Here is a 4,650-nt window from a genome sequence, read left to right on the forward strand (position 1 = left end):
CTGCACCCACTGCCCCTGATGACCCCCATTCCGCCTCTGGGCGCACGGCCTTCCCATCGCCTCGTCTCACTCGATGTCTTCCGAGGGCTCATCATGTTCTTGCTGGTGGCCGAGGCCGCCGAGGTGTACGACGCCCTCGGCGACGCCGCGGCCGGCACGCCGTGGCTGAAAGGTATCGTTCAACAATTTCACCATCACCCATGGAACGGTCTTCGTTTCTGGGACCTGATCCAGCCGTTTTTTATGTTCATCGTCGGCGTGGCGATGGTGTTTTCGCTCCAGCGCCGGCGCGACCGCGGCGAGGCATGGGGGCAGACGCTCCGACACATCGTTACCCGATGCGCGTTGCTGCTGGCTTTCGGGGTGGGGTTGCACTGTGTCTATGCCGGCGAACTCGTGTGGGAGCTATGGAATGTGCTTTCCCAGCTGTCCGTCACGATCCTCGTTGCCTTTCTCCTGTTTAACCTGCCGTTTCGCACGCAACTGATCATCTCGCTCGCGCTGCTGGGGCTGACCGAAGTGTTGTACAGGACGTTTCCCATCCCCGGCTTCGACCAGCCGTTTGTCCAGGGACAGAATTTCGGGGCGTATATGGATACGGTGTTGATGGGGAAGATCAACGGCGGCGGTTGGGTGGCGATCAACGCCCTGCCGACCTCGGCGCACACGATCTGGGGGGTGCTGGCTGGCAAGTGGCTTAGAGAAGATCGGCCGGCCGCCGAAAAAATCCGGGCGCTGCTCCTCTGGGGCGCTGCCGGTCTGGCCGTGGGGTACGGATTGGATGGGGCCGGCGTGACGCCGATCATCAAGCGGATCTGCACGAGCTCGTTCGTGCTGGTTTCGGGCGGCTGGTGCCTGGTGGCGCTGGCGGCCGTCTATGCGCTGGTCGATGTAAAAGGTTACAGGCGATTCGCGCCATTTTTTGTTGTGATCGGGGCCAACTCCATCTTTATTTACCTGTTCAGCGAAACCGTTGGCAAACAGTGGGTGAACGGCTTCGTGGGCATCTTCACCAACGGCGTCCTCGCCTGGATCCACACCCCCGAGGTGCTCGCCGCCGTCGTCACCGCGTTCACCGTGCTGCTTCTGGAATGGGGCCTGTGCCTGGCCCTGTACCGCCGGGGCTGGTTCTTTAAAGTGTAAGAAAGTGACGTTACGCGTTGCACGTTTTTTCGTTATGCATTTGATGTTCTCATCTACGTAATTCGGCTCCCGATTGCCGTTTAAAGGCTGATCGCATAACGTTCAACCTATTAACGAGTAACGTCAGTAAGTAAGCGTCTGCCTCTCTTTGGCCCGCATCTTGCGGACGGTTTTTGCATCGCACACGCTGAGCGCCGCACCTCATCCCCGGCCCGCGCCAGCCTCTCTATCGCGCCCCTCCTACCCGGTTCTGGTTATGCAACAGACGCTGCTCGCCCTCGGCGCGTTGCTGATCGTCACGACGATTTCGATGAATCAGCAGCGGTCCATTTTTATGTTACAGCGCACGGCGTACCTGCGCGAGCTCGAAGCCGCCGCCAGCGATTATGCCCAGCTCCGGCTCAGCGAGGTCGCCAGCTTTGCGTTCGACGAAGCTCGTGTTGGGATGGCAACCCTCAATACCGACTTCGCCGACCTGACTTCTTCCGGCGCATTCGGCGTGGAAAGCGGCGAAACGGCAGGTGCGCCGGCGACCTTCGACGATATCGACGACTTTCACGGCCTCGTCGACTCTACCATCACCCACACCCTCAGCAACGAGACGTACCCGCTGCGCGCCTCCTACACCGTGCAGTATGTCGATCCCACGGCCCCCGGGTCCGTTCCATCGGGTGGCTTCAAGTCGCTCATCAAGGTCGTCATCCTGACCGTCGAAACCCGGGAAGCGATCGACGCCGGCTATGTCCGCATCATCGAGCGCCGCTCGATCGCCGTCTCAGATTACGTCTAAGTTTGATCTCGCCCTCTCCCTCGTACCCTCTACCCCACCCGTTCATCGGTATTTGCTGATACACTGCCCATGCAAGTCATACTCGACCATCTCGCGGCCCTCATCATCGTTTCGGTGCTTGTGCTCATCTTCGCGCTGTTGCAGGTGCGCGGGGTGCAGTCGGCCTCCGAAACCACCGTCAACGCCATGGTGCGCGGAGCCACGCTGGACATCTCGTTCATGCTGGAAAAGGATATCGCCAATATGCGCACCGAAGCACAAGCGACCGCAGGTGGTATCTCCACAAGTGGCGGATTATGGTGCAGCACGACGGCCTCCGGCGACACGACACTCACCTTTTCGTTTGTGACGCTTTCCGATCCCTACGCACCCATCGACGCGGCGAACCCGGACAGCACCGCGCTCTCCCTTGTCGAATACCGACTCGTCCGCGAGCCCGGCGCTTCCGTGAGCCGGCAGATGGGCGCCGTCACGCAGACCCACCCGCTCTATCGCCTCGAGCGCGTCATCGACTTCGTCGTCACCGGGCAGACCCAGCCGTACGTCACCTTCTTCGATGTCGAGTTCGCCCAGCGCGGCATCGCCGCGTTCACACCGACCTCCACGACGACCTGCCCGACCGAACTGACGCGGGTTCGCTTCCAGCTTCAGATGGCACAGGAAGGCATCGAGCGTATCGCGGCCGATCAGCTTTCGAACAGCCAGCTCAACTTCAGTCGGTACGGTTCAACCATCGATCTGCCCAACTGGGAGTAACCCCCAATCCCACACACCACATTCGGAAACACCTATGGGAAAAGGCGCACTCCTCTCCGTCATCGCCGTCGCTTTTTCGACGCTTCTGCTTCTGTATAACGCCCAGCTGAGCTCGAACGAGACCGGCGTGCGGGAAAACGAAAACCGGGCCCGTCTCGTAGCGAGGGACCTGGCGCTCGAGGGCCGCAAGCTGTTGCTCGCCGGCTGGGTGGGCACGAGTGGTTCCGCCGTGGCGCCGGCGTTCACCACCATGAGCCAGGGCGGGGGCCAGATCGACGTCGTGAACTTCGCGGTCCTGAACGATACGCTCGACTTCACCTTGCGCGCCACCTACCAGCAGACGGTCCACGAGATTCGGAGCCGATTCGCCTGGAATGACTTCGCCCTTAACGCGATGCAGTTTAAGGTGAACAAGATCAATCCGGTTATCGACGCGGGCGCCACGCTTGACTTCACCAGCATCGGACTTGATAACCAGAGCCTGAGCGAACTGGATGAGGTGCTGTTTACTGACCTGGGATTGAGTGGGGATTTGAGCACGTACGGCCTGGGCATGACCTATCAGTTGACGGACATGCAGACTGCGATCGACGGTAACGGCTTTGACATCGATGTGGTGGAGATCGATCAGGACCAGCGCGATGCGTACGACGGCATGTCAGGCGCCTTTTATCCCGACCAGATCAGCGAAGCCGTTGACCTCTTCGCGTTGACGTACCCGGCCGCACATACAATGGTGCCCAATCTGAGTGGTCTCGGCGCTTCCTTCGGAATGACGGGAGGGAATGCCATGTTGACGGTAGAGGGCAATCTGACCGTCAATACCGACTTCCAGGGCAAGGGCATCCTGGTTGTACAGGGAGACCTGATCGTACCGGCCGGCGTGACGTTTCAATGGGACGGCATCATCCTTGTCAAGCCCCCTTCCGGCGACACGAACCCCGTAATCGACCTCAGTGGGTTCGTAGAGATCGAGGGCAACCTGGTCGCCCTGCAGGATGGTTTACCGAACACTGGCCACATGGACATTTCCGTCATGCGCGACGAATCCGGCGTGTGGTCGCAGCCCTATGGAGCCGAGATGATTGAATACGGCTGGCTCCGCGAGCACACCCATGATTATACCGCCCTGGAGGGCAACTATGTCGTCTGGCATGCCAACGACCCGGCCTACCCGGACCACGACGGCTACACCTGGTTCGATAATACGCTGAGCCATCTGAGCGCCGACGATAGCATTTTCGTGGAGGTTTTTAACAACGGTAACCACGGGCGCGGGTTGGTCCGCTTCAAACTCGCCGGCCAGGACGAAACGATCCACCCTATTAGCGACGGGTTTGCCCCCCTCTATGCCGTATCGGGCAACACCCTGCGTACAGAGCCCTTCCGCGCCGGCGATCTCGAGATCTTCGACACGGGCATCACTCGGCTGAGCGCGCTGCGAAAATTGTGGGATAGCGAAGACACCGATTACGTTGGCTGCAATCACGTCGAGAAGGACTCCGGCCCCGGTTGCGTGTGGTCCAACTTCGATCGCATGGGCGCGCTCACCTTCCGGCTTTACCAGTCTACCTTCGGGATGAATGTAAAGCTGTATGAAACGAGCCTTTACTGGCATCGCCGGACAGATGAGGAAGAGGAGTTCGAGGAAGAGATGGCAGAGTTCGCCAGCCACCTCTCCGAATCTGATTACGGCCTGAACCTGACGATCGGCCCGGACGCCATCATTCGTGAGGATCCAAGCATAGTATTCAGCCTGGTATCCGGCTTCAGTGGCGGCTCCTTCGGTCTCACCCACCTCGGCACCTGGACCCGTTCCTGGGACCCGCACGACGCCGGCAACCCGGTGACGGATTAAGGAAAAAGGTAAAAGGTAAAAGGGCAAAGGTAAAAGGTAAAAGGGCAAAGGTAAAAGGTAAAAGGGCAAAGGTAAAAGGTAAAAGGGCAAAGGTAAAAGGTAA

At 59.6% G+C, this 4,650-nt stretch carries 4 protein-coding genes; all 4 read left to right on the forward strand.

The features are described 5' to 3' along the window. A partial coding sequence (locus tag SH809_17820; protein MDZ4701574.1) for a DUF5009 domain-containing protein occupies positions 1-1,143 on the forward strand: 1,143 nt, incomplete at its 5' end. Between the two features lie 256 nt (positions 1,144-1,399). Continuing rightward, positions 1,400-1,933, forward strand: coding sequence for a hypothetical protein (locus SH809_17825; protein MDZ4701575.1), 534 nt, complete (start codon positions 1,400-1,402; stop codon positions 1,931-1,933). Between the two features lie 69 nt (positions 1,934-2,002). After that, positions 2,003-2,689, forward strand: coding sequence for a hypothetical protein (locus SH809_17830; protein ID MDZ4701576.1), 687 nt, complete (start codon positions 2,003-2,005; stop codon positions 2,687-2,689). A 34-nt stretch (positions 2,690-2,723) separates the two neighbouring features. Next, entirely contained in the window at positions 2,724-4,547 is a 1,824-nt protein-coding gene (locus tag SH809_17835; protein MDZ4701577.1) for a hypothetical protein, read from the forward strand. Positions 4,548-4,650: the final 103 nt, after the last annotated feature.

This window comes from Rhodothermales bacterium (assembly GCA_034439735.1).
Classification (GTDB): Bacteria; Bacteroidota; Rhodothermia; order Rhodothermales; family JAHQVL01; genus JAWKNW01.